At 53.7% G+C, this 5,302-nt stretch carries 2 tRNA genes and 3 rRNA genes; all 5 read right to left on the reverse strand.

From position 1 onward, the window contains the following. Positions 1 to 63: 63 nt before the first annotated feature. Positions 64 to 178, reverse strand: a 5S ribosomal RNA gene (gene rrf, locus J7396_RS21025). Between the two features lie 127 nt (positions 179 to 305). Then, a 23S ribosomal RNA gene (locus J7396_RS21030) occupies positions 306 to 3,186 on the reverse strand. Between the two features lie 227 nt (positions 3,187 to 3,413). After that, a tRNA-Ile gene (locus J7396_RS21035) sits at positions 3,414 to 3,490 on the reverse strand. An 18-nt stretch (positions 3,491 to 3,508) separates the two neighbouring features. Further along, a tRNA-Ala gene (locus J7396_RS21040) sits at positions 3,509 to 3,584 on the reverse strand. 95 nt (positions 3,585 to 3,679) lie between these two features. Further along, positions 3,680 to 5,226 (reverse strand): 16S ribosomal RNA (locus J7396_RS21045). The 16S, 23S and 5S rRNA genes sit together here with 2 tRNA genes alongside, the layout of an rRNA operon. Positions 5,227 to 5,302: the final 76 nt, after the last annotated feature.

Below are 5,302 nucleotides of genomic sequence, written 5' to 3' on the forward strand. Positions count from 1 at the left end.
GCCCAGCGCTTGCGCAAAAAAGAAACCCTCAGTCCGTTTGGACTGAGGGTTTCGGGGTAAAGCCCCTGGCGATGACCTACTCTCGCATGGCTTGAGCCACACTACCATCGGCGCAGCTGCGTTTCACTTCCGAGTTCGGGATGGGATCGGGTGGTTCCACAGCGCTAATTTCACCAGGGAGACGGTTGGAGCGTCGCCATCCAAGAAACGGATTAAGGCGCCCAGTCTCGCAGAGTTAACTTGTGACGTAGCTTGCATTTGATGATCTACCAACGTTCGTTGGGACCAAGGCAACTTGAGGTTATATGGTCAAGCCGCACGGATCATTAGTATCAGTTAGCTCAATACATTGCTGTACTTACACACCTGACCTATCAACCACGTAGTCTACATGGTTCCTTTAGGGGGCTTGTGCCCCGGGAAGTCTCATCTTGAGGCGCGCTTCCCGCTTAGATGCTTTCAGCGGTTATCGCTTCCGAACATAGCTACCCGGCAATGCCACTGGCGTGACAACCGGAACACCAGAGGTTCGTCCACTCCGGTCCTCTCGTACTAGGAGCAGCCCCTCTCAAACTTCCAACGCCCATGGCAGATAGGGACCGAACTGTCTCACGACGTTCTGAACCCAGCTCGCGTACCACTTTAAATGGCGAACAGCCATACCCTTGGGACCGACTACAGCCCCAGGATGTGATGAGCCGACATCGAGGTGCCAAACACCGCCGTCGATATGAACTCTTGGGCGGTATCAGCCTGTTATCCCCGGAGTACCTTTTATCCGTTGAGCGATGGCCCTTCCATACAGAACCACCGGATCACTAAGACCTACTTTCGTACCTGCTTGATCCGTCGATCTTGCAGTCAAGCACGCTTATGCCTTTGCACACAGTGCGCGATGTCCGACCGCGCTGAGCGTACCTTCGTGCTCCTCCGTTACTCTTTAGGAGGAGACCGCCCCAGTCAAACTACCCACCATACACGGTCCCTGATCCGGATAACGGACCTAGGTTAGAACGTCAAGCACGACAGGGTGGTATTTCAAGGATGGCTCCACTGCAGCTAGCGCCACAGTTTCATAGCCTCCCACCTATCCTACACAGACGAACTCAACGTTCAGTGTAAAGCTATAGTAAAGGTTCACGGGGTCTTTCCGTCTTGCCACGGGAACGCTGCATCTTCACAGCGATTTCAATTTCACTGAGTCTCGGGTGGAGACAGCGCCGCTGTCGTTACGCCATTCGTGCAGGTCGGAACTTACCCGACAAGGAATTTCGCTACCTTAGGACCGTTATAGTTACGGCCGCCGTTTACTGGGGCTTCGATCAAGAGCTTCGCCTTGCGGCTGACCCCATCAATTAACCTTCCAGCACCGGGCAGGCGTCACACCCTATACGTCCACTTTCGTGTTTGCAGAGTGCTGTGTTTTTGATAAACAGTCGCAGCGGCCTGGTTTCTGCGACCCTCTTCAGCTATAGCTCGCACGAGCCACCAAAAAGGGTGCACCTTCTCCCGAAGTTACGGTGCCATGTTGCCTAGTTCCTTCACCCGAGTTCTCTCAAGCGCCTGAGAATTCTCATCCTACCCACCTGTGTCGGTTTACGGTACGGTCTTCGTGAGCTGAAGCTTAGGAGCTTTTCCTGGAAGCGTGGTATCAGTGACTTCGCCATAAAGGCTCGTCTCGGTGCTCGGTCTTAAAGGATCCCGGATTTGCCAAAGACCCAAACCTACCGCCTTTCCCCGGGACAACCAACGCCCGGTACACCTAACCTTCTCCGTCCCTCCATCGCACTCACGCGAGGTGCAGGAATATTAACCTGCTTCCCATCGACTACGGCTTTCGCCCTCGCCTTAGGGACCGACTAACCCTGCGTCGATTAACGTTGCGCAAGGAAACCTTGGGCTTTCGGCGTGCGGGCTTTTCACCCGCATTATCGTTACTCATGTCAGCATTCGCACTTCCGATACCTCCAGCAGACTTCTCAATCCACCTTCGCAGGCTTACGGAACGCTCCTCTACCGCGCATAAAACAAGTTTTATGCACCCCAAGCTTCGGTTCACTGCTTAGCCCCGTTAAATCTTCCGCGCAGACCGACTCGACCAGTGAGCTATTACGCTTTCTTTAAAGGGTGGCTGCTTCTAAGCCAACCTCCTGGCTGTCTATGCCTTTCCACATCGTTTTCCACTTAGCAGTGAATTTGGGACCTTAGCTGTGGGTCTGGGTTGTTTCCCTTTTCACGACGGACGTTAGCACCCGCCGTGTGTCTCCCATACAGTCCGTCTCGGTATTCGGAGTTTGCAATGGTTTGGTAAGTCGCGATGACCCCCTAGCCATAACAGTGCTCTACCCCCGAGAGGATACATATGAGGCGCTACCTAAATAGCTTTCGAGGAGAACCAGCTATCTCCGGGTTCGATTAGCTTTTCACTCCTAATCACAGCTCATCCCCGTCTTTTGCAACAGACGTGGGTTCGGGCCTCCAGTACCTGTTACGGCACCTTCACCCTGGCCATGACTAGATCACCCGGTTTCGGGTCTACTGCCCGCGACTATGCGCCCTTATCAGACTCGGTTTCCCTTCGCCTCCCCTATACGGTTAAGCTTGCCACGAACAGTAAGTCGCTGACCCATTATACAAAAGGTACGCAGTCACTCTTGCGAGCTCCTACTGCTTGTACGCACACGGTTTCAGGATCTATTTCACTCCCCTCTCCGGGGTTCTTTTCGCCTTTCCCTCACGGTACTGGTTCACTATCGGTCGGTCAGGAGTATTTAGCCTTGGAGGATGGTCCCCCCATATTCAGACAGGGTTTCACGTGCCCCGCCCTACTCGTCTTCACTGGAGTGGCCCTTTTAAATACAGGGCTATCACCTTCTATGGCCAATCTTTCCAGATTGTTTTTCTAAAGCCATTCCAGCTTAAGGGCTGCTCCCCGTTCGCTCGTCACTACTTAGGGAATCTCGGTTGATTTCTTTTCCTCCGGTTACTTAGATATTTCAGTTCACCGGGTTCGCTTCCAGCAGCTATGAATTCACTGCAGGATACTGCCGAAGCAGTGGGTTTCCCCATTCGGATATTGCCGGATCAAAGCTTGTTGCCAGCTCCCCGACACTTTTCGCAGGCTACCACGTCCTTCATCGCCTCTGACCGCCTAGGCATCCACCGTGTGCGCTTATTCGCTTGACCATATAACCCCAAGTTGCCTCGGGGTCACATGCCGTGTTGTGTGGGGTACAAAGCCACCAACGCGAACATACGACTCAATTATTTAGAGACTCGAAGTCCCCGCCTTAGCCTCAACGACACGTTTAGATAGATATCTCAAACGCTCGCTACGTCACAAGTTATAAAAGAACATGTCTCAGCCTCAACGCTGAGCCATATAAATTCTTAAGTGTGCACTACATTCAGAGTGGTGGGTCTGGGAGGACTCGAACCACCGACCTCACCCTTATCAGGGGTGCGCTCTAACCACCTGAGCTACAGACCCAAAGTCGTTTCACTCAAATGGTGGAGCCTGTCGGGATCGAACCGACGACCCCCTGCTTGCAAAGCAGGTGCTCTCCCAGCTGAGCTAAGGCCCCATGATGGGACTTTCGCATACCGGCCTGTGCCGATACGCATCTCTGAATGCAGGTAATTTGTGAGGACGCCCGACAGGACGATGACGTCATGCTCAAAAGGAGGTGATCCAGCCGCACCTTCCGATACGGCTACCTTGTTACGACTTCACCCCAGTCATCGGCCACACCGTGGCAAGCGCCCTCCCGAAGGTTAAGCTACCTGCTTCTGGTGCAACAAACTCCCATGGTGTGACGGGCGGTGTGTACAAGGCCCGGGAACGTATTCACCGCAGCAATGCTGATCTGCGATTACTAGCGATTCCGACTTCATGGAGTCGAGTTGCAGACTCCAATCCGGACTGAGATAGGGTTTCTGGGATTGGCTTGCCCTCGCGGGTTTGCAGCCCTCTGTCCCTACCATTGTAGTACGTGTGTAGCCCTGGTCGTAAGGGCCATGATGACTTGACGTCATCCCCACCTTCCTCCGGTTTGTCACCGGCGGTCTCCTTAGAGTTCCCACCATTATGTGCTGGCAACTAAGGACAAGGGTTGCGCTCGTTGCGGGACTTAACCCAACATCTCACGACACGAGCTGACGACAGCCATGCAGCACCTGTCTCACGGTTCCCGAAGGCACCAATCCATCTCTGGAAAGTTCCGTGGATGTCAAGACCAGGTAAGGTTCTTCGCGTTGCATCGAATTAAACCACATACTCCACCGCTTGTGCGGGCCCCCGTCAATTCCTTTGAGTTTCAGTCTTGCGACCGTACTCCCCAGGCGGCGAACTTAACGCGTTAGCTTCGATACTGCGTGCCAAATTGCACCCAACATCCAGTTCGCATCGTTTAGGGCGTGGACTACCAGGGTATCTAATCCTGTTTGCTCCCCACGCTTTCGTGCCTCAGTGTCAGTGTTGGTCCAGGTAGCCGCCTTCGCCACGGATGTTCCTCCCGATCTCTACGCATTTCACTGCTACACCGGGAATTCCGCTACCCTCTACCACACTCTAGTGATCCAGTATCCACTGCAATTCCCAGGTTGAGCCCAGGGCTTTCACAACAGACTTAAACCACCACCTACGCACGCTTTACGCCCAGTAATTCCGAGTAACGCTTGCACCCTTCGTATTACCGCGGCTGCTGGCACGAAGTTAGCCGGTGCTTATTCTTTGGGTACCGTCAGAACAATCGGGTATTAACCGACTGCTTTTCTTTCCCAACAAAAGGGCTTTACAACCCGAAGGCCTTCTTCACCCACGCGGCATGGCTGGATCAGGCTTGCGCCCATTGTCCAATATTCCCCACTGCTGCCTCCCGTAGGAGTCTGGACCGTGTCTCAGTTCCAGTGTGGCTGATCATCCTCTCAGACCAGCTACGGATCGTCGCCTTGGTGGGCCTTTACCCCGCCAACTAGCTAATCCGACATCGGCTCATTCAACCGCGCGAAGCCCGAAGGTCCTCCGCTTTCACCCGTAGGTCGTATGCGGTATTAGCGTAAGTTTCCCTACGTTATCCCCCACGAAAGAGTAGATTCCGATGTATTCCTCACCCGTCCGCCACTCGCCACCCATAAGAGCAAGCTCTTACTGTGCTGCCGTTCGACTTGCATGTGTTAGGCCTGCCGCCAGCGTTCACTCTGAGCCAGGATCAAACTCTTCACTTAAAATTACATGCCCGAAGGCAAATACTTTAGCTGCAGAAGTCCAACCACTGGCAACTTATCGCTTGCAAAGCAATTA

The sequence above is a fragment of the Xanthomonas sp. A1809 genome (genome assembly GCF_017746015.1).
In the GTDB taxonomy this organism is placed as follows: domain Bacteria; phylum Pseudomonadota; class Gammaproteobacteria; order Xanthomonadales; family Xanthomonadaceae; genus Xanthomonas; species Xanthomonas euvesicatoria.